Raw genomic sequence first — 17,882 nt, forward strand, 5'->3', positions numbered from 1 at the left:
GCATGACCCAGCCCGTGTTCGCGCCCGACGTGATCGCCGCACTGCGCCAGGCACTGCGCCGGGACTTCGGCTCCGCGGCGGTCGCCGAAGCCCTCGGAACGGGCGGCGAGGCAGCGCTGTCCCGGAGCGACCTCAGCGCCGTCAATCGGCTGACCCGCGGCGGCTCGCCGACCGAGACCTGGATCCGGCTGTTCGTGCTGGGCCTGCCGGTGTCCACCGACGACGCCGGTGCGGCGCTGCGTCCGTTGAGCGTCGAGGCGGCGCTGGCCGCTGGCCTGCTGGAGCCCGTCACGGAAACGGCCGGCTCGAACGACCGCGTGCGCGCGGCCCTGGATGTCCGGCCGTACTCCGAGGTGGACGGCCCGGACTGGTGGGTGGTGTCAGACCTCGGCTCCGACGTCCGGCCCGGCCGGCTCGACCCCGAGCACGTCCTGGGCATCGGCTCGGCGGCCACCACGCTGGCCCAGTGCACCGTCCGCTCTCCGGTCGCCCGCGCGCTGGACATCGGCACCGGCTGCGGGGTTCAGGCGCTGCACCTGTCCCGGCACAGCGGCGCGGTTACGGCCACCGATCTCAGCACCCGCGCGCTGGGCCTCGCGGCCACCACCGCCGCGCTCAACGAGCTGGCCTGGGACCTTCGGCAGGGCTCGCTGCTGGAGCCGGTCGCCGGTGAGCGCTTCGACCTGATCGTGTCCAACCCGCCCTTCATCGTCGGCCCCGGGTTCGCCCCCGGCCGGGACGGCTACACCTACCGCGACAGCGGGATGGCGGCCGACTCGGTGTCGGCGTGGCTGGTCCGGAGGCTGCCCGGGTTGCTGACCGAGGGTGGCACCGCGCAGTTGTTGGCCAACTGGGCGCTCACCGGGGACGAACCCTGGCAGGACCGCCTCGCCGGCTGGCTGCCCGGCACCGGTTGCGAGGCGTGGGTGTGGCAACGGGAGGTCACGGACCCGGGTGAGTACGTGTCGCTGTGGCTGCGCGACGCCGGCGAGCGTCCCGGCACCGAGAGCTGGCGGGCGCGCTATGACCGGTGGCTGGATTGGTTCACCGATGCGGGCGTGCTCGGTGTCGGCATGGGCCTCGTAAGCATGCGCCGCACCGGTGCCGCACGCACCGAGGTGGTGTGCGAGGACGTGCCGCAACCGTACGAGCGGCCGGCCGGTGCCGAGATCGAGGGCTGGTTCGCGCGCAGGTTCTGGTTGCGGGGCTCCGGCCGGGACGGTCTGCTCGGCGCCCGGCTACGGGTGGACGCCGACCTGATCCAGACCACGCACGCGCTGATCGGCGCTGAGGGCTGGCAGCCGGCGCTGGTGCAGCTCCGGCGCTCGCACGGCATGCGCTGGGAACTGGAGGTGGACGAGGCGGTGTCCGGCCTGGTCGCGGCCTGCGACGGCACCGCGACTCTCGGTGTGCTGCTGAGCGTGATCGCCTCCGCCGTGTCTGCTCCTCTCGCCGATGTGATCACCGCCCTGACACCGGTCGTGGTCGACCTGATCGAGCGCGGTTTTGTCGCTCCCAATGATCTTCCGACGCCGGAACCGTTGACAGCGCTGGATCATCTCCCGGCGGTTCAGGGCTGAGATGCGTGCGTTGGTGCAGCGGGTCAGCGAGGCGTCGGTGTCCGTGGACGGGGTCGTGCTCGGCGGGATCGGGGGCGGCCTGCTGGTGCTGGTGGGGGTCACCCACAGCGACGACGATCAACGTGCCGGCGCGCTCGCGCGCAAGGTGGCGGGTCTGCGGATTCTGCGCGACGGATACCGGGACGAGACCGCCGCCGAGGTCATCGGGGCACCGTTGCTGGTGATCAGCCAATTCACGCTGTACGGCGACACGACGTCCGGACGGCGGCCCAGCTGGCAGGCCGCGGCACCCGGATCGGTCGCCGAACCGCTGGTGGACAGCTTCGTCGGGGCCCTGCGGGGCCGTGGCCTGACGGTCCGAACCGGCCGATTCGGTGCCCTGATGGCCGTGCGGAGCGTCAACGACGGGCCGATGACCCTGCTGCTGGAAGTTTGATCACGCGGCTCTTTATCCGGCTCCGGGGGATCTTGGACCCTTTGCGGCAATGCGCCGCCGATTCAAAGCTGGCGCACATCCCATCAGGGAACAACCCCGGGAACGAATCGTTATAGCAGTTGGGAGAAAATATCCCCATCAGCGGACGGGAACCATCGTGACGCAGCCAGCAGCGAAAACCACCACCACTTCGAAGCGCCGGACCTCGGCTTCACATACCCTTCCTGGCCACCGGGCCACGCGCTCCACGGTTGGAGCAACCAGCACGTCAGCAGCACCGCTGGACATGGACGCGCTCACCGGCGGACAGGTCGAAGAGACCAACCCGGTAGAGGCGACCGCCGACCTCGACGAGGTTGTGCAGGCCGCCGACCTGGTCCGGTCCTACCTGAACGAGATCGGCAAGGTATCGCTGCTCACCGCCGTCGAAGAGGTCGAGCTCTCCAAGCGGATCGAGGCCGGCCTCTATGCTTCGCACTTGATTTCCGAGAGCAAGCGAATACCGCTGGGTCAGCGCCGTGAGCTGCAGGCCCTGGTGGCCGACGGCGAGCGTGCCAAGGACTTGCTGCTCCGAGCGAACCTCCGGCTGGTGGTGTCGCTCGCGAAGCGCTACACCGGTCGCGGCATGCCGTTCCTGGACCTCATCCAGGAGGGCAACCTGGGCCTGATCCGGGCAGTCGAGAAGTTCGACTACACCAAGGGCTTCAAGTTCTCGACGTACGCGACCTGGTGGATCCGGCAGGCAATCAGCCGGGCCATGGCCGACCAGTCCCGGACGATCCGGCTCCCCGTCCACCTGGTCGAGCAGATCAACAAGATGCAGCGGATGCGTCGCGAACTCGGTCAGAGCTTGGGCCGCGACGCCACCGACGCCGAGCTCGCGAGCGAGCTGGACGTGACGGTCGAGCGGCTGCACGAACTCGTCGACCACGCCCGCGACCTGGTCAGCCTCGATCAGACGGTCGGCACCGACGAGGACTCCTCGCTGGGTGACTTCATCGCCGACAGTGAGGCCACCAAGCCCACCGAGGCGGTCGAGTTCGACCTGATGCGGCGCCAGCTGGCCGAGATCCTCAACTCTCTCGAGCCGCGGGAGGCAGCCGTGGTCCGGTTGCGGTACGGCCTGGCCGACGGCAACCCGCACACCCTGGACGACATTGCCCGCAAGTTCAGCCTGTCCCGAGAGCGGATCCGCCAGATCGAGCGCGAGACGATGGCCAAGTTGCGGCACCCGTCTCGTGCGCAGTCGCTCCGCGACTACCTGGACGCGTGACCTGCGACCGCCTGACCTGCGACCGCACGATCCGCGCCACCTGATGTATAGGACACAGCCACATCCATTGCGACACGGCGAAACGCCCCGGCACGAGCACCACGCCGGGGCGCTTCGCCGTGCCTGCGGTAGAGACGCGCCTACGGTAGAGGACGTGGACCCTGTCTCGGCGCTGCGCCGCATAGCCTTTCTGCTGGAGCGCTCCCAGGCGCCGACCTACCGCGTCAAGGCGTTCCGGACGGCGGCAAGAGTCGTACTGGAGCACGCCGGCGAGCTCGAGGATCGGGTTCTCGCCGGCACGCTGTCGGAGCTGACCGGCATCGGCGCGGTCACCGGCACGGTCATCACCGAGGCGGTCGGCGGCGCGACACCCGACTATCTCGCCGCCCTGGAAGCCGGTGCCGGCGAGGTGACGCCGCTCGGCGAGCAGGGGCAGATCTTGCTGGCCGCCCTGGCCGGTGACCTGCACAGCCACTCCGACTGGAGCGACGGCGGCAGCCCGATCGAAGAGATGGCCGTGACCGCCCTGGAGCTGGGGCACCAGTATCTCGCGCTGACCGATCATTCGCCCCGGCTGACGGTGGCCCGCGGGTTGACGGCCGACCGGTTGATCAACCAGCTCGATGTGCTGGCCGCACTCGCTCCAAGGCTCGGTGGGTTCCGGCTGCTCAGCGGCATCGAGGTCGACATCCTCGATGACGGCGGTCTGGACCAGACCGACGAGCTGCTCGGTCGGCTGGACATCGTGGTCGCGTCGGTGCACTCGAAGCTCGCTATGGACCCGGACACCATGACCGGGCGGATGATCCAGGCGGTGCGCAATCCCCGGACGAACATTCTCGGCCACTGCACGGGGCGGCTGCTCGGCGGTAAGAAGCGTGCCCAGAGCACCTTCGACGCCGACGCCGTGTTCGCCGCCTGCGCCGAGCATGGGGTCGCCGTCGAGATCAATTGCCGTCCGGAGCGCTTGGACCCGCCCACCGAGCTGCTGGGCCGGGCGGTGGCCGCGGGGTGCCTGTTCAGCGTGGACACCGACGCCCACGCGCCCGGCCAGCTGGACTGGCAGGCCTTCGGCTGTGAGCGGGCCGCCGCCTGCGGCGTGCCGATGGACCGTATCGTCAACAGCTGGCCGGTGGACCGGCTGCTGGAGTGGGCGCGATAGTCCGCGAGGTCATGTTCCAGCCCGGCCCTCGAGTTTCAGCCGGTGGCGACAGGTCGCTCCGGGTCGGTGATCCACTCGCTCCACGAACCCGGATACAGGACCGCCTCGATGCCGGCCAGCTCCATCGCCAGCGCGGTGTGAGCGGCGTTCACCCCGGAGCCGCAGTAGACCCCCACCGGAGCCTGGCCGTCGATGCCCGCCTCGCCGAAACGCCGCCGCAGCGCCGCGGCCGGCTTGAAACGCCCGGAGCTCATCGCGTTGCCGGTCGTCGGCACGTTCAGCGCGCCAGGGATGTGCCCGGCCACCGGGTCCATCGGCTCGACGTCGCCCCGGAAGCGCTCCGGGGCACGGACGTCGACCAGCCTTCCCTGCTCGGCCCAGGCCCGCGCGGTGTCGGCGTCGAGCACCGGCAGCGTCCCTGGCCGCACCGTCATCGGCTCTGGCCGGTGAGCGTCCTGCCGACTGTCGGCCTCGTTGTCGGTGCCTGCTCGGGTGCCGGCCTGGGCTCCAGGGAGTTCGGTCTCGACCGGCTGGTCGGCCTCGACCCAGGCGGTGAACCCACCGTCGAGGACGCGCACCTGCCGCACGCCCGCCCAGCGCAGCACCCACCACGCCCGTGCCGCCGCGACCGAGGAGCCGCCGTCATAGACGACCACCTCGGACCGCGGTGTGATGCCCCAGTCAGTGAAGCGGGACTGCAGGCGCGCGGGATCCGGCAGCGGGTGCCTGCCACCGTCACCCGGCGAGTCAGCCAGGTCGGCGTCCAGGTCGCACCACCGAGCGCCGGGGATACGACCGGTCAGGTAGGCCGGGTACTGCGACGGGCCGCCCAGCTGCCACCGCACGTCCAGTAGGACCAGATTGTCAGCGTTGGCTTGCAGCCCGATCAACTGTTGCGCGCTCAGCAGGGCTCGGTGGGAATCTTCGCTCATGCCCACGGTTCTAACATGGACTGCGGCAGCACGCTCGGGCGGCGTCCATCCGGCACGAGCGCGACGCGCACCGGCGGCAGTGGAGAGGTCGGCACGTGAACCACCACCATAGCGACTTGATCGACACGACAGAGATGTACCTGCGCACCATCTACGAGCTCGAAGAAGAGGGGGTCACTCCGCTGCGAGCCCGGATCGCCGAGCGACTGAGCCAGTCCGGTCCCACCGTGAGCCAGACCGTGGCGCGGATGGAGCGGGACGGGCTGGTGCACGTCGAGACCGACCGACACCTGCAGCTGACCCCGCACGGCAGGCAGCTGGCCGTGTCCGTGATGCGCAAGCACCGGATCGCCGAGCGGCTGCTGCACGACGTGATCGGCCTTGAGTGGGACCAGTTGCACATCGAGGCCTGCCGCTGGGAACACGTCATGAGTGACGACGTGGAGCGCCGGATCGTGGCGATGCTGGACGGGCCGCTCGTCTGCCCGCACGGAAACCCCATTCCTGGCCTGGCGGACCTTGGCGTGTCGGTCGGGAACGACGACTCGGCCGCGGAGCTGCTGCCGACGCTGGCGGCCAGCGCCACCGTCGCCGTCACCACGGTCCGGGTGGAGCGGATCAGCGAGCTGCTGCAGCCCGATGCCGCCCTGATGCGACGGCTGTCGGCGGCGGGACTCACCCCGGGCCTGTCGGTGGCGGTGACCCGGGGGCCCACCGGGCTGTCGGTGTCCGGCGGTCCGGAGTCGACGCTCGTGCTCGACGAGGTGGCCGAACACATCTTCGTGTCGATTCCTGTCTGATCGCGAGGTCATTGCTGTGCACCCAGCAGGTCGGGGTCGCGCAGCGCCGGGGTGCTCCGCGGATCCATGCCCCGCTGCACGGCGGTGACCAGCAACAGCGCGGCGGAGTAGTTCGGGTCTGACTCGAGCGCCCGCTCGGCGGCCATCACGGCCAGCGTCCCGTTGCCGGCGCGCCACTGGGCCCAGCCGTAGAGGAACAGCGGCGCGGCGTCGTAGGGCGCAGGCAGCCGGATGTGCAGCTCGTGCAGCAGCTCGGTGGCGTCGAGGGACTGGTCATCGATCGCCAGCCACATGGCGTCCCGCACCCCCAGGTCGCTCAGCGCCACGCCGAAACGGGCGAGCTGCTTGTGCGACAGCGGCCGGACGGTGGTACGCCGCCGCCCAGGAGTGGCTGCTGAGGGAGCCACCGCCGAGGATGCGCCCGGCGCCATTCCTTCCGCGGCTGATCGGTCCGGCGCTGGTTCGTCCGGCGCTGGTTCGTCCGGCGCTGGTTCGTCCGGCGCTGGTTCATCGGTCCACGCGCGCTGACGTGCGCGCTCGGCCGCCGTGCGGAACGCGGCGGTGTCGGACTTCCGCAGCCGGCCCAGCCCGTGCGCCAACGCCGCCCGCGCGACCCGGTGCTCGGCTTCGGCAAGGTCCGGTTCCACGGCGGCCCGTTCGTCCGGGCTCAGGCCGGCCAGCGTCGCCGAGACCGCTGCCCGATCGGGCAGCGCCACCAGGCCGGCGAAGGTGGCCTGCGCCGCGGACGGGGAGCAGCCGAGCGCGCGCCGGGTTCCCTCCGGCGGGCAGCAGCTCGGCTTGTCACAGCACAGCGACCACCAGTGCTCGTCCGAGGCGACCAGCACGTCGAGCACCATGATGGCGGCGGCGCGCAGCACGGTGGACACGGCGGCGGCCAGGGCCTGCAGCTCGCCGCTGTCACGAGGATCGCCGGTGCAGTGGGTGAACACCACGACGGCCGCCGAGGTCGCATCGGCGTGCCTGAGCGACTCCACCAGCGGCTCGAACACCTCGGCATCAACCGGCGACTGGGGCAGGTCGACGCGCATGGTCACCTGCACGCGCTGCGGCCGGCCGGCGCCTTCGGGATCGGTGAAGCCGATCAGGACGAGGCTCTCGACCGGATGAAAGCCGATCAGGTACGGAACGGTCTCGATCAGGTCTCCAGGATCGCTGATCCGGATTTGCGGTACGTCACAGAAGGTCATGCGGACCAGCCTCTGCGCGCTACTCCCCCGGTGGCTCCATGTGAACCAACTTGTGGACAGCAAGGGCGTCGTCCACAGCCGCAGGAACAGGCCGCCCTCAGAGTGGGTTCTGCCGCCAGGTCTGGGCGGTCATGGTGAGCCCGTCGGCCGTCTCCTCGTTGCGCTCGGCCAGGCTGCGCTCGCGATCCCCGTCCCGGCCCGGCTCAGCGGTCTCGCGCCGTCCGGTGGCGATCACCCGGAAGAAGGCTGCCGCGCGCTCCAGCGCGACCGCGAAGTCGCCCACATAGGCACCGTGCAGCACCGCGTCCGCCAGTGCCTCGATCGCCGCCGGATCGGCCGCCTCCGAAACGCCGGCCACCACCTCGTCCACCGGCGCGTAGTGCCGGCCGGCTCGCCACAGCCGGGTTACCTCATCACCGTTGCTCTGACACCAGCGGCGCAGCAGGTACAGCGCCCACAGCGCGCCGGGAAGACTGGACGGCTGTTCCTGGCGCCATAACTCGGCGAGGGTGTCCAGGCCCACCCGGTCGGCCAGGTCCACCAACGAGTCGCCCTGCCCGGAGCGGCCGTGCGTGATCACGGCAGCCGCGGTCGCCGCCGCGAGCTCCGCGCGCGCGAACGGCTCGACCTCGGCGGCGGCTCCGGCGAGGGCAGCCAGATCGGGTCGCCTGATCGGACGGTGCGGACGATCGAATTCGGACACGGGTCCAGGGTAAAGGGAACCGGCGACAGCGTCCCCAGCGCCGCGCAGGGGTCGAAAGAGCGCTCAGTTGTCGGTAAACTAGGTATCGGCGTCGGCCCGATCCATGGCCCCCGGTCCCACATTTGCCGCCACGAGCGGCCGTTTGCCGTGAGGCGACCTGGCGGGTCGGCGTCACTTTATTCTGCGCTGAGCGGACCTCTGCGCTCGATGATGGGCAGCTCTACCGATGGGCAGCTCGATGATGGGCAGGCAGATGAGTTCGGGCGACGGCTGGACGACCTGCGGCGCGGGACATCGCCACTGGGGCCTGTTCGGAGCGGCCGGCCTGCTCGTCACCGGCCGGACCGCCGCCGGAGTGACCGAGGTCGTGCTGCAGCACCGCGCGCCATGGACGCATGAAGGCGACAGCTGGGGCGTTCCCGGCGGGGCCCGCGACAGGGACGAGGACGCCGTGACCGCCGCGCTTCGGGAGGCCAAGGAAGAGGCTGACCTCGATCCCTCCGATGTCGATCCACTCGGCCTCTACATCGATGATCACGTCGGCTGGTCCTACACGACGGTCGTCGCCCGGCCGACCAGGACGCTGACGCCGGTCGCCGCCAACACCGAAAGCCTGTCGATGCGCTGGCACCCCGTCGCGACGGTGGACCGGCTTCCGCTGCACCGGGGCTTCGCCGCGACCTGGACGCACCTGAAGGACGTCCCGCCACCGCTGTACCTGATCGTGACGAGCGTGGCCGGGTCCGATCCGCTGCTGAGTCAGCTGCCCCGGTCCGGTGTCTCGGCCCAGCGGCTTCCCGACGGCGTGCGCGGTGGCGGGCTGAGCCGGCTGCTGCCCAGGATCGTCCGCGTCGGTGATGCCGAGGATGCCGCCGCGGTCGCCGACGCCCACACGTCCCGCGGTCAGGTCCTGCTGGTGCGCGGACGCGAGGAGCTGAGCCGGCTCGTGTGATGCCCGCCGCCCATCACGGCGCGCGCACCGGCTAGCGTTGTCCGGTGCGAATCCTGCTGCCGCCCAGTGAGGCCAAGAATCCCGGCGGCCGCGGGCGTGCGCTGGCCGGCCGCAGCCGGCGGACCCCGCTCGACGACGTCCGCGACCTCGTCTACGCCCGGCTGGCCGACCTGCTCGACACGGACGGCGCCCCGGCAGCACTGCTGCTGCCGCTCTCGTCCGCCGGCCACGCCCTCGCCGCCAATCGCAGCATCCTGCGCAGCGCGACCATGCCCGCAATCGAGCGCTACAGCGGCGTGGTCTACCACGGGCTGGCGCTGAGCGGGCTCAGCGAGGCGGCGCGTGCCACCGCCGGTCGCGAGGTCCTCATCTTCTCCGGCCTGTTCGGCGTGCTCCGCGGCAACGATCCGATCCCGGCCTACCGGGTGCCGGCGAAGGCAAGCCTGCCTGGCATCGGCGTACTGGCCACCTTCTGGCGCCGGCACCTTCCCGACTTGATCCCGCCGCTACTGGGCAAGCGGCGGCGGGGGTTGGTGGTCGATCTGCGCTCCAGCGACTACGCGGCCATGTGGCAGCCCGGACGGAGCCCGGAGCCCGCCACCCGCACGGTCAGCGTCCGGGTGCTGTCCACCAAGCCGGACGGCACGCTGGGCGTCATCTCGTACAACTCCAAGCTCGCCAAGGGCAAGCTGGCCGCTGCCCTGTTGGAGCGACGGGCCGCCGGTGGCCGCGTCGAGGACCCGGCCGATGTCGCAGCAGCCTGGGCATCGGTCGGCGGCAAGGACGTGATTCCACGCACGATGGGGGCGGGAACCACCCTGGATTTGATCGCCTGATCGGCGCCTGAGGCTGGCCTGTAACGATCGAGTCACGAACCGGCCACCACCCGGCATCGGTCGCACCCCGGTGGGCGGACCGGTTTACCCCTGAGCCAGTATCGACCCATGCGATTGGACCATCTCTCCTACGCAGCGGGATCAGAAGGCCTTGCCTCGTGTGTACAGCGGCTCGGTTCTCAGCTCGGCGCCGGTTTCAGCGACGGTGGCCTGCACCCCCGCTTCGGAACGCGCAACTTCGTCCTGCCGCTGTCCGGCGGCGTGTACCTCGAGGTCGTCGAGGCGCTGGACCACCCGGCCGTCGACGCCGCCCCCTTCGGGCGCGCGGTCAAGGCCCGTTCGCAAGCCGGCGGTGGCTGGCTCGGCTGGGTCGTCGGGGTGGCCGACCTTCCCACGGTGGAGCAGCGACTCGGCCGCGGCGCGGCCCCGGGACATCGCCGGCGACCGGACGGCTATGACCTGCGCTGGAAGCAGATCGGCATCATGGACACCGCCAACGACCCGGAGCTGCCGTGGTTCATCCACTGGGAGTCCGACAAGGAACAGCACCCGGCCGCGCGGGGCGGCACGGTGAACCTCGAACGACTCGACATCGCCGGTGACCGCGACACCGTGGCCGGTTACCTGGGCGAGGCCGCGACCAAGGAGTTGCACGACCTGAACGTCAAATGGCTTCCGCTCGAGGACCATGACGGCGAGCCCGGGATTGTCGCGGCACACTTCACCACCGCGCGCGGCGTCGTCGTCATCGACTGACTTTCCGCCGGGCGCCACCGACGGTGCCGGAACCGATCTATCCGCCCGGGTGGATGACCGTGATGCCGGTCGGGCTGCCGGTGCTCATCGCGGCCAACGCGGCCGGAGCGCTCCCGAGACCGATCCTGGTGGTGACGAGCCGGTCGGGTCGCACGGCTCCGGAGCGGACCAGCTCCAGCATCGCCGGATAGCTGTGCGCCGCCATGCCGTGACTGCCGAGCCAGGCAAGCTCCCGGAACGCCAGCACGGACAGGTCCAGCGTGAGCGGTTCCACCAGCAGGCCGAGCTGCACATGCCGGCCGCGCGGTCGCAACGCCAGCAACGCCGACTGGACCACCGACTGCGATCCGATGGCATCGATGCTCACCTGGGTTCCGCCGCCGGTCAGCTCGCGGATCCGCTCCACCACCGTGTCGCCCGCGAGCAGCGTATGGCTGGCACCGTGCTCGGCGGCGAGTTCGAGGGCCGCGGGGTTGACATCCACCGCGATGACCCGAGCGCCGGTCGCGGCGGCGATCATGGTGGCCGACAGGCCGACCCCGCCGCAGCCGAAGACGGTGACCCACTCGCCGGGACGCACGTCGGCCACCGCCGTCACCGCCCGGTGCGCGGTGGCGAACCGGCAGCCCAGGCCCGCGGCGGTGTCGAAGTCGAGTTCGTCGGGCAACCGGACCAGGTTCACCTCGGCGTTCGGGACGGCGACGTACTCGGCGAAGGAGCCCCAGTAGTTGAAGCCGGGCTGCTGCTGCTCGGTGCAGACCTGGTGCTGGCCGGCGCGGCACTGCTCGCACCGCCCGCAGGCGCAGATGAACGGCACGACCACCCGCTCCCCCACCCGCCAGCCGTGCACGCCGGAACCCACTTCGGCGATGACGCCCGCCAGCTCGTGACCGGGTACGTGCGGCAGCGAGACGTCGGAGTCGTGACCCTGCCAGGCATGCCAGTCGCTGCGGCACAGCCCGCTCGCCTCAACCCGCAGGACCACACCGCCCGCGGCAGCCGATGGTGGGGCCACCTCGGCGATCGTCGGTACGACGCCGAATTGCGTTATCAGCACAGCGCGCATCGGCTCAGCCGACCGGTTGGCGCAGGCGCGCGATGTCGGGATGACCGGCGAGCGCCTGTAGCTGCAACAGACACCACGGCGACAGCGGAGCCGGCGTCTCACCTGCCAGTACGGCGGCGAAGTCGGTCCACAGGTAGTCCGCCACCTCGGTGGGTTCGGCAGCAGGCTCGCCACTCACCCGAACCCCGAACACCGGGCAGATCTCGTTCTCGACGATGCCGTCGAGCTCCGCGCGGTAGCGGAAGTCGGGCAGCAGGTCGATGATCTCGTCGGCGGTGAGACCGAGTTCGAAGTCCAGCCTGCGGCGCAGCGCGTCGCGAAAGGACTCGGCCGGCAGCGGATGGCCACAGCAACTGTTCGTCCAGGTACCGGGCCAGGTCACCTTGGACAGGGCGCGCCGGGTCAACAGGAACCGGCCGTTGGAGTCGAAGACATACGCCGAGAATGCCAGGTGCAGCGGCGTGCTGTCATGGTGGACCGTCCCTTTCGGCGCGGTGCCGACCGGAGTTCCCTTCTCGTCCACCAGCACGATCAGCTCGGTCATCTCGGCTCCTTCGGTTCTCGCGCGTCAGGGCATCCGGTTCGCGGCTGCCGGAAGAATCCGCCGGCAGCCATAAAGGTAGTGATAGCCGTCGAATGCCCTCAACACCCTATTGTGATCGGGTATCACGATCGAACGGCAGAGTGAGGTACGCGATGACCATCGCCGAGGAGAAGATCCGAAACTATCCGTTCGAGCCGTTCCGGGGCGACCTGCCCGACGAGCTGCTCGACATGGTCCGGACACAGCCGGTCAGCCGGGTGCGGCTGCCCGACGGCAGGGTGGTCTGGCTGGTCGTGGGCTACGACGAGGCCGCTACCGTGCTTGCCGATCCACGCTTCACCCGGCACGGCCGGCCCGAAGCCGGCTCGTGCGAGCAGGCCGGCGAGCCGATCGCCGCCCGAACCGACCCGGCGGCGGGTTGCCCGGTCCGCGCGCGTGATCTCAGCATGGACGGCAAGCCGCACACCGACCTGCGCCGCCTCGCCGCCCGGGCCTTCACCGCCCGCCGGATCGAGGCCTACCGGCCCCGGGTCCAGGCGATCACCGATCGGTTGATCGACGACATGGTGGCCACCGGCCAGCCCGCGGATCTGGTGTCCGGACTGGTGGTGCCGCTACCGGCGATGGTGGTCTGCGAGGTGCTCGGCGTGCCGGTTGCCGACCGGGACAAGTTCGCGGCCTGGGGCAACGCGCTGCTGGCCCTGACCGCGCACGGCATGGCCGACACGGCCCGGGCCGACGCCGAGCTGCGGGAGTACCTGACCGAGCGGTTGGCCGAGAAGCGGGTCAACCCCGGTGAGGACCTGCTGTCGTCCTGGATCGCCGCGCAGACCGGTTCGGACGAGCTCACCGACACCGAGATCGTCGGACTGGCGATCGCCGTGCTGATCGGCGGTCGCGAGATCAGCTCCACCAGCGCCGGAATTCGCGCGCTGTTCCAGAATCCTGAGGCGCTGGCCCGGCTGCACGCGGACCCGGTTCTGCTACCCGCGGCGGTGGAAGAGATCCTGCGCTACACCTCGGTCAGCCCGATGTTCCTGGTGCAGACGGTCACCGAGGAGCTGGAACTGGGCGGCGTCGCGATGCGTGCCGGTGATGGCGTGATGGCGGTGCCGTGGGCCGCGAACCGGCATCCGGCGCCGTTTCCCGAGCCTGCGGAATTCAACCTCGACCGCCTCCAGAACCCGCACCTGACCTTCGGCCTGGGCCCGCACTTCTGCCTCGGTGCGGCGTTGGGCCGGTTGCAGGTCGAGATTGCGATCGGCACCCTGCTGCGCCGCCTGCCGAACCTCGCGCCGGCCGTCCCGCTGGACGAGTTGCCCTGGCGGGACGAGCGGATCAACTGTGGCCTTGCCGAGTTCCCGGTCACCTGGTGACCCGCCACCTGGTGACCGCGAGCCAGGAACTGCGCGTCAGTAGTTCTCGACGGCATTGACGGTGGCCGGCCAGTACCGCTCCCCCGGGGCAGCCCGGTAGTCGGGCCACCGAGCCGGATCTCCCTCGGGATGGTCGCCCAACACGGTCACCCGCTGCCCGAGTCGCGGCTCGGCGTAGTCGTTGAGCGCGTAGTGCTGGGTCACGCGGTTGTCCCACACGGCCACGTCGCCGGGGCGCCAGGAGAACCGGCAGCTGAACTGCGGCGCAACCGAGAACTCGAACAGGTGCTGCAGCAGCGTGTCGCTCTCGTTGCGGGTGAGCTGTGGGATGTGCGAGGTGAAGAGCCGGTTGACGTAGAGCGATCGACGTCCGGTTTCGGGATGGACCCGGACCACCGGGTGCTCGGCGCGGCTGGTGAACTCGTCGCCGATCCGGATCCGGTGCACGGCCGTCAACCCGTCCAGCATGTCGCGAAGCGGCGCCGACAGCTGCTCGTAGGCGAGGTACTGGTTCGTCCACATGGTGTCACCGCCACGGCTCGGGCAGGTGATCATGCGAAGGATGGAGGCCTGTGGAGGGCTCTGGTGAAAGGTCATGTCGGTGTGCCAGACATCCACCTTGCCGCCGCGCTCGGAGTCGATCAGCACGATCTCGGGATGGCCGTCCAGCCGTGGCAGGTAAGGGTGCAGCTCCACCTCGCCGAATCGCCGGCCGAAGGCGATGTGCGCCTGCGGGCTGAGCCCCTGCTGCCCGACGATGAACACGACCAGGTAGTCGAGCAGGGCCTGGTGGATCTCGGCGAAGACCTCGTCGGTCAGGTGCTCCAGATCGATGCCGTGGAGCTCGGCACCCAGCGCTCCGGCCACTGGCTTGACCACGAGCTGTGACGTGGGAGAAACGGACATCGACTACTCCGATCACGGGCCTTCTTCCAGAGCTGACGCCCCGCATCATTGCACGCCATTATCTCGCGAAAGACACGGTTTCCGGCCCCTTGACTTAGTGTCTGCACACCCGCACCATCTGTCAGAATGCGCAACGTTCATTCAGACGTCGACGAGGGAGATGTGCCGGTGGGCTCGGAGCAAGCAGGCGCCTGGCAGAACCCGGTCGAGCACCTCGGTGCCCTCACCGACCTGGCCACTCCCTTCGCCGTCCGGGTCGCCGCGACGCTCGGCGTGGCCGAGCAACTGGCCGCCGGCGTGCAGGACCTGGACGCGCTGGCCATCGCGGTCGGTGCCGACGCCGGTGCCCTTGGCCGGCTGCTGCGCTACCTGACGCACCGCGATGTGTTCACCGAGGACAAAGAAGGCTTCTTCGACCTGACCGACACCGGCCGGCTGCTCATTGCCCGCGGCGACGACGGCCAGCGCAACTGGCTGGACCTGGAAGGCCTCGGCGGCCGGATGGACCTTGCCTACACCGGGCTGCTGCACTCCATCCGCACCGGTGAGGCCGCGTACGCCACGGTGTACGGCGCCAGCCTGTGGCAGGAACTCGACGCCGACGCTGATTCCAGGCGTTACTTCGATGACCTGATGCTCAGCCAGCAATTGCGCACCGCGCCGCAGGTGGCCGACCTCTATGACTGGCAGCAGGTCAGCGCCGTAGTCGACATCGGCGGCGGCAGTGGCGGTCTGCTGGCAGAGGTTCTCCTCCGCCATCCGCACCTGCGTGGTGTGCTGGTGGACCTGCCCAACGCGCCAGGCGTGGCCCGGCGCACCTTCGCCGAGCGCGGGGTACAGGACCGGGCCGAGATTGTCGCCGGCAACTTCTTCGAGCAGCTACCGGCTGGTTCTGACGTCTATGTGGTGTCGCGGGCGCTGAGTGACTGGCCCGACCAGGCCGCGAGCACCATCCTTCGCCGGTGCGGCGACGCGGCGGGTGCCGAGGGCAGGATCCTGATCGTCGAGGTGCTGCCCACCGACCCGCAGGTTCCCTATGCGACCGCCTTCGACCTGCAGATGCTGGTGACCGTGGGCGGGCGTGAACGGACGCTGGCCGACTTCGAGGCATTGGCGGCAACCGCTGGTCTCGCGGTCACCCGCACCCTGCGGGGCGCCGACGGGCTGGTGCTGCTGGAATGCGCATGCGGCTCCTCCTGACCAGCCACCCCATCACGTCCCACCTCGTTCCCGGCCTGATCCCGCTTGCCCGGACCGCCCAGGCGATGGGGCACGAGGTTGCCGTCGCCACGGCGGCATCGATGGGTTCGGAACTGGCCGGACACGGCGTGGCGCACCTGCCGCTGCCGTCGGTGACGGGGCAGCGGGAGCTGCGCACCGATCAGCCGGGCGCACGCGGGCCTGCTCGCCCAGGATTTCGCGCGCGATCTGATCGCCTCCGACTGGCAGCCCGACGTCCTGGTACGCGAGCCGACCGAATGGGGCGGTTACCTTGCCGCCGAGTGGTGGGCAATCCCGCACGCGACACTGGACTACAACCCGGCCGCCGGAGCCGAACTGGCCGACATCACCGACGTGCTGGCGGCGCAGCGGGCGGCGCTGGGCCTGAACCCCGAGGTGAGCGATCCACATCGGTACCTACGGGCGGGTGTGCTGCCCGAGCAGTGCTATCCGCCGGAACTGGCCTCGGCGACCAGCCGGTACTACCGCACTCCCGGCCCGGTTCGCGAGCCGGCACTGGACGCCGACATCGCGGCCCTGCCCGCGGACCGGCCGCTGGTGCTGGCCAGCCTGGGCTCACTCGCGCTGACCCTTCCCGGGATGGCGCGGGTGCTGCCGACCCTCGTCGAGGGTCTTGCCGCCCTCGACTGCGAGGCGGTGCTGACCCTCGGTGGTCGTGCGGACCTGGCCGGCGAACTCGGCCCGCTACCGGCCAACGTCCACGTCACGGAGTTCACCCCGCAACGCTCACTGCTCGGCGCCTGCGACCTGTTCGTCACCCACGCCGGCTTCAACGCCTTCGCCGAGGCCATCGCCGCCGGGGTGCCGATGGTGGCACTGCCGTCCTTCGCCGACCAGCCGCTCAACGCCGAACGGATCGTCGCCCTCGGCCTCGGTGAACGCCTGGACCTCGACCGGTTGACTGCCGAGGATCTCAGCGCCGCCTGCATCCGGACGCTGACCACACCCGGACCGCGTCGACGGGTCCGGCAACTGCAGCGACTGCTGTTGGGGCAGCCCGGCTTCGACCACCTCGTCACCGACCTGGAGTCGCTGCAACCGGTCGCGGCAACAACCGCCCTGTGTGCCTGCTCCGGAGGAGGCCAAGCGTCATGACCACACTCACCGGACCGGTACCACCCGGGCTGCTCAACGAGCTGAGTCGCAGCCGCAGCGGCGAGCTGCTGCACCACGAGCTCTCCGCGCGCTGGCCCGAGACTGCGGACTCCCTCGACGCCATCGCTCGTTACGCCATGGTGCCGGCCGGCAAGTTCCTGCGTCCGGTGATGGCGCTGACGGTCGCGGAGGCGGTCGGCGGAAACCCCGAGGATGTCGTACCGGCCGCCCTGGCCATGGAGTACCTGCACGTCGCGACCCTCACCCACGACGACATCATCGACGGGGACACCGTCCGCCGCGGCCGTCCGACCGTGCATGTGGCCTACGGGATGTCCGAGGCCATCGTCACCGGTGACTACCTGATCTTCTCGGCGTTCGCCGCCATCACCGCGAGCCGGGCAAGCGGTTCCCGAGCCGTCGCCGAGTCCATCGCCGTGCTGGCCGAGGCAGGCTCGGATCTCTGCCGCGGCCAGATACTCGAGGCCGAACTCGTCGACGACCTGACCGCCGGTGTCGGCAAATACCTGGAGATGGCGCGGCTGAAGACCGGTGCGCTGTTCCGCGCGGTCTGCCACATCGGCGCGCTGCTGGGCGGAGCCGAGGAAACCCAGGCCGCGGCCCTGGCCGGCTACGGCGAGGACCTCGGCGTCGCGTTCCAGATCCGCGACGACCTGATCGTGTTCGCCGACCCCGCCGGCACCGTCGACAAGCCCACCACCAGCGACCTGGTCAACGGCCGTCCGACGCTGCCGGTGCTGATGGCCTACGAGGCCGCCGATGTCGCGCGAAGGCAGGCGCTCAGCTCGGCACTGGCCCGCCGGTCGGCCAACGCACCGGAGTTCGAGGAGTTCCGCCGGGCGCTGATCGACACCGGTGCGGTGGCCCGCTGCCATGAGACCGCCGGAGCCTACGGGCAGCGCGCCATCCAGGGGCTCGCCGGCCTGGAGCCGTCCGGCAGTGTCGACGTTCTCACCGAGATCGTCCGCTGGGCCGTCACCACGGAGCCGTGACC

Annotated in this window: 17 protein-coding genes and 1 pseudogene; 12 read left to right on the forward strand and 6 right to left on the reverse strand. The window is 70.4% G+C overall.

All coding sequences use genetic code 11. From position 1 onward, the window contains the following. The first annotated feature begins 2 nt into the window (after positions 1-2). From RM423_RS06590 to RM423_RS06605, 4 genes and pseudogenes are all read left to right on the forward strand, one after another. Positions 3-1,580, forward strand: coding sequence for a DUF7782 domain-containing protein (locus tag RM423_RS06590; protein ID WP_311422215.1), 1,578 nt, complete (start codon positions 3-5; stop codon positions 1,578-1,580). A gap of 1 nt (position 1,581) precedes the next feature. Beyond that, on the forward strand, positions 1,582-2,016 hold the full coding sequence (gene dtd / locus RM423_RS06595) for a D-aminoacyl-tRNA deacylase (protein WP_311422216.1): 435 nt from the start codon (positions 1,582-1,584) through the stop codon (positions 2,014-2,016). 271 nt (positions 2,017-2,287) lie between these two features. After that, positions 2,288-3,289 (forward strand): annotated as a pseudogene (locus RM423_RS06600) (RNA polymerase sigma factor); the annotation flags it as partial. 154 nt (positions 3,290-3,443) lie between these two features. Next, positions 3,444-4,451 (forward strand): PHP domain-containing protein, encoded by a 1,008-nt coding sequence (locus RM423_RS06605; RefSeq protein WP_311422218.1) that lies wholly within the window; start codon positions 3,444-3,446, stop codon positions 4,449-4,451. Between the two features lie 35 nt (positions 4,452-4,486). Here RM423_RS06605 and RM423_RS06610 read toward each other — a convergent pair whose 3' ends face one another. Next, positions 4,487-5,383 carry a sulfurtransferase gene (locus RM423_RS06610; protein WP_311422219.1) on the reverse strand — a complete coding sequence of 299 codons (897 nt, stop codon included), beginning with the start codon at positions 5,381-5,383 and terminating at the stop codon, positions 4,487-4,489. Between the two features lie 134 nt (positions 5,384-5,517). Here RM423_RS06610 and RM423_RS06615 point away from each other — a divergent pair, with 134 nt between their 5' ends. After that, positions 5,518-6,183 carry a metal-dependent transcriptional regulator gene (locus RM423_RS06615; protein WP_396327629.1) on the forward strand — a complete coding sequence of 222 codons (666 nt, stop codon included), beginning with the start codon at positions 5,518-5,520 and terminating at the stop codon, positions 6,181-6,183. Positions 6,184-6,191: 8 nt separating this feature from the next. Here RM423_RS06615 and RM423_RS06620 read toward each other — a convergent pair whose 3' ends face one another. Beyond that, positions 6,192-7,391: a DUF4192 domain-containing protein gene (locus RM423_RS06620; protein ID WP_311422221.1), complete on the reverse strand. Its 1,200-nt coding sequence runs from the start codon at positions 7,389-7,391 to the stop codon at positions 6,192-6,194. 97 nt (positions 7,392-7,488) lie between these two features. After that, the gene (locus RM423_RS06625) at positions 7,489-8,094 is read right to left on the reverse strand and encodes a hypothetical protein (protein ID WP_311422222.1); all 606 of its coding nucleotides are present in this window, start codon (positions 8,092-8,094) and stop codon (positions 7,489-7,491) included. Between the two features lie 253 nt (positions 8,095-8,347). Here RM423_RS06625 and RM423_RS06630 point away from each other — a divergent pair, with 253 nt between their 5' ends. The 3 genes from RM423_RS06630 (at position 8,348) to RM423_RS06640 (ending at position 10,638) form a co-directional block, all read left to right on the forward strand. After that, positions 8,348-9,046, forward strand: coding sequence for an NUDIX hydrolase (locus tag RM423_RS06630; RefSeq protein ID WP_311422223.1), 699 nt, complete (start codon positions 8,348-8,350; stop codon positions 9,044-9,046). Positions 9,047-9,090: 44 nt separating this feature from the next. After that, complete coding sequence (locus RM423_RS06635) at positions 9,091-9,882, forward strand: YaaA family protein (RefSeq protein ID WP_311422224.1); 792 nt, start codon at positions 9,091-9,093, stop codon at positions 9,880-9,882. 108 nt (positions 9,883-9,990) lie between these two features. Continuing rightward, the gene (locus RM423_RS06640) at positions 9,991-10,638 is read left to right on the forward strand and encodes a VOC family protein (protein ID WP_311422225.1); all 648 of its coding nucleotides are present in this window, start codon (positions 9,991-9,993) and stop codon (positions 10,636-10,638) included. A gap of 37 nt (positions 10,639-10,675) precedes the next feature. Here the strand turns inward: RM423_RS06640 and RM423_RS06645 are convergent, their stop codons facing one another. Together RM423_RS06645 and idi are read right to left on the reverse strand one after the other, a co-directional pair. Beyond that, complete coding sequence (locus tag RM423_RS06645; RefSeq protein WP_311422226.1) at positions 10,676-11,704, reverse strand: zinc-dependent alcohol dehydrogenase family protein; 1,029 nt, start codon at positions 11,702-11,704, stop codon at positions 10,676-10,678. Between the two features lie 4 nt (positions 11,705-11,708). Next, on the reverse strand, positions 11,709-12,248 hold the full coding sequence (gene idi, locus RM423_RS06650; protein WP_311422227.1) for an isopentenyl-diphosphate Delta-isomerase: 540 nt from the start codon (positions 12,246-12,248) through the stop codon (positions 11,709-11,711). A 152-nt stretch (positions 12,249-12,400) separates the two neighbouring features. Between idi and RM423_RS06655 the strand changes: the two genes are divergently transcribed. Further along, entirely contained in the window at positions 12,401-13,624 is a 1,224-nt protein-coding gene (locus RM423_RS06655) for a cytochrome P450 (protein ID WP_311422228.1), read from the forward strand. A 36-nt stretch (positions 13,625-13,660) separates the two neighbouring features. On the opposite strand, the gene RM423_RS06660 is transcribed toward RM423_RS06655, so the two are convergent. Continuing rightward, entirely contained in the window at positions 13,661-14,530 is an 870-nt protein-coding gene (locus RM423_RS06660; protein WP_311422229.1) for a TauD/TfdA dioxygenase family protein, read from the reverse strand. A gap of 126 nt (positions 14,531-14,656) precedes the next feature. On the opposite strand from RM423_RS06660, the gene RM423_RS06665 reads away from it, so the two are divergent. From RM423_RS06665 to RM423_RS06675, 3 genes are all read left to right on the forward strand, one after another. Beyond that, positions 14,657-15,730, forward strand: a complete 1,074-nt coding sequence (locus tag RM423_RS06665; protein ID WP_311422230.1) for a methyltransferase — start codon at positions 14,657-14,659, stop codon at positions 15,728-15,730. 375 nt (positions 15,731-16,105) lie between these two features. Beyond that, positions 16,106-16,867 (forward strand): glycosyltransferase, encoded by a 762-nt coding sequence (locus RM423_RS06670; RefSeq protein ID WP_311422231.1) that lies wholly within the window; start codon positions 16,106-16,108, stop codon positions 16,865-16,867. Then, positions 16,864-17,880 (forward strand): polyprenyl synthetase family protein, encoded by a 1,017-nt coding sequence (locus tag RM423_RS06675; RefSeq protein ID WP_311422232.1) that lies wholly within the window; start codon positions 16,864-16,866, stop codon positions 17,878-17,880. The genes RM423_RS06670 and RM423_RS06675 overlap by 4 nt, the downstream gene beginning before the upstream one ends. Positions 17,881-17,882 lie beyond the last annotated feature (2 nt).

This window comes from Jatrophihabitans lederbergiae (assembly GCF_031845305.1).
GTDB classification, from domain to species: Bacteria; Actinomycetota; Actinomycetes; order Mycobacteriales; family Jatrophihabitantaceae; genus Jatrophihabitans_A; species Jatrophihabitans_A lederbergiae.

Coding starts and splice junctions, on each gene's coding strand:
- RM423_RS06590 (WP_311422215.1), top strand. CDS start 3: ATGACCCAGCCCGTGTTCGCGCCCGACGTGATCGCCGCACTGCGCCAG.
- dtd (WP_311422216.1), top strand. CDS start 1,582: ATGCGTGCGTTGGTGCAGCGGGTCAGCGAGGCGTCGGTGTCCGTGGAC.
- RM423_RS06610 (WP_311422219.1), bottom strand. CDS start 5,383: ATGAGCGAAGATTCCCACCGAGCCCTGCTGAGCGCGCAACAGTTGATC.
- RM423_RS06615 (WP_396327629.1), top strand. CDS start 5,518: ATGTACCTGCGCACCATCTACGAGCTCGAAGAAGAGGGGGTCACTCCG.
- RM423_RS06620 (WP_311422221.1), bottom strand. CDS start 7,391: ATGACCTTCTGTGACGTACCGCAAATCCGGATCAGCGATCCTGGAGAC.
- RM423_RS06630 (WP_311422223.1), top strand. CDS start 8,348: ATGAGTTCGGGCGACGGCTGGACGACCTGCGGCGCGGGACATCGCCAC.
- RM423_RS06640 (WP_311422225.1), top strand. CDS start 9,991: ATGCGATTGGACCATCTCTCCTACGCAGCGGGATCAGAAGGCCTTGCC.
- RM423_RS06645 (WP_311422226.1), bottom strand. CDS start 11,704: ATGCGCGCTGTGCTGATAACGCAATTCGGCGTCGTACCGACGATCGCC.
- idi (WP_311422227.1), bottom strand. CDS start 12,248: ATGACCGAGCTGATCGTGCTGGTGGACGAGAAGGGAACTCCGGTCGGC.
- RM423_RS06655 (WP_311422228.1), top strand. CDS start 12,401: ATGACCATCGCCGAGGAGAAGATCCGAAACTATCCGTTCGAGCCGTTC.
- RM423_RS06660 (WP_311422229.1), bottom strand. CDS start 14,530: ATGTCCGTTTCTCCCACGTCACAGCTCGTGGTCAAGCCAGTGGCCGGA.
- RM423_RS06665 (WP_311422230.1), top strand. CDS start 14,657: ATGCGCAACGTTCATTCAGACGTCGACGAGGGAGATGTGCCGGTGGGC.
- RM423_RS06675 (WP_311422232.1), top strand. CDS start 16,864: ATGACCACACTCACCGGACCGGTACCACCCGGGCTGCTCAACGAGCTG.